At 58.4% G+C, this 1,055-nt stretch carries 1 protein-coding gene; it reads right to left on the reverse strand.

Annotation, left to right across the window (positions count from 1 at the left end):
* Positions 1-5 precede the first annotated feature (5 nt).
* Positions 6-971 (reverse strand): IS1595 family transposase, encoded by a 966-nt coding sequence (locus WG898_RS25145; protein ID WP_339605516.1) that lies wholly within the window; start codon positions 969-971, stop codon positions 6-8.
* Positions 972-1,055 lie beyond the last annotated feature (84 nt).

A 1,055-nucleotide genomic window follows, 5' to 3' on the forward strand; every position in this document is an offset into this window, starting at 1 on the left:
CCTGATTAGGAATGAATTACCGCTGGCATTCGGGTCCGCAATTGCGACTCGCGCCATGGCGAGGTGGCTGCGCAGTCGCATAGCAATGCGTCCATGATGGTCCGCAGATCGAAGCGACGATTGAATCGGTACTGGAACTCGGCGAGATAGCGCTGCGTGTAGTGGCTCAGCTTGAATCCTTTGAAGGTGGCCGCCATCCAAGTCTTGAGGTTGCCAAGCGTCGTGTTGACCGCCAGGAATCGGGGATGCTGGGCGCCTGTTTTTCCATTGCCGGCAATGATGGGTTCGTGCGCAAACCCCACGCGCTTGACGGCGGTGAAGCTTGTCAAGCCGTCGCTTACGACGTGCGTGCCTACGGACAGCGCCTTGATGGCCCAGCGCATGATCGCGCCCATGCCCCAGTTCGGCACAACGTCCATTCTCAGGAATTGAGCCTTGCCAGAGCTGGTGGGCTGTACTGCGGCGATCACCAAAACCTTGTTTGGTGCAGATCGCCCGGTTCCACACCCGGTGCGTTCACCGCCAACAAAAACATCGTCGATCTGAACCGTCGTTTCGAGCTTGCGGTCTGTTTCCTGATCAAACATCACCTGCATCAGCTTGTGCTTCACCAGCCAAGCGCTCCGGTAGCTGATTCCCAAGTCACGCCTGAGCTGCAGTGCTGAGATGCCCGTCTTTGTCTGGGTCAACAAGTGGGCCGCGAGGAACCAAACCGTCAGTGGCAATTTGGTGGCGTCGAACACCGTACCGGCGGTCAGGCTGGTCTGCTGCCGGCACTCGCTGCACTGCCAGTAGCGACGACCATCGCGGTCATATCGACTGTGTGACGCGCCACCGCATCCGGGACAAAAAAATCCTTTGGGCCAGCGCATCCGCGTCAACGCATCTCGACATTGCTCGACGGTACCGAAACGGCGATAGAACTCAGCCAGAGAGAGTCCAGGTTGGAACTGAATCCAGTTGGTTGGCATGGGCGGCTCCACTGTTGTGATGCCGCTATCGTCCGCTTTAGGTAGCTCATAGCGTGCGCCAGCTGAGCTACGTGCCTAATCAGG

Origin of the sequence: Paucibacter soli (genome assembly GCF_037482845.1) — a bacterium.
Classification (GTDB): domain Bacteria; phylum Pseudomonadota; class Gammaproteobacteria; order Burkholderiales; family Burkholderiaceae_C; genus Paucibacter_B; species Paucibacter_B soli.

What these genes read in the sequence shown, in the direction of transcription:
- WG898_RS25145 (WP_339605516.1), bottom strand. Translation starts at nt 971, where the DNA reads ATGCCAACCAACTGGATTCAGTTCCAACCTGGACTCTCTCTGGCTGAG.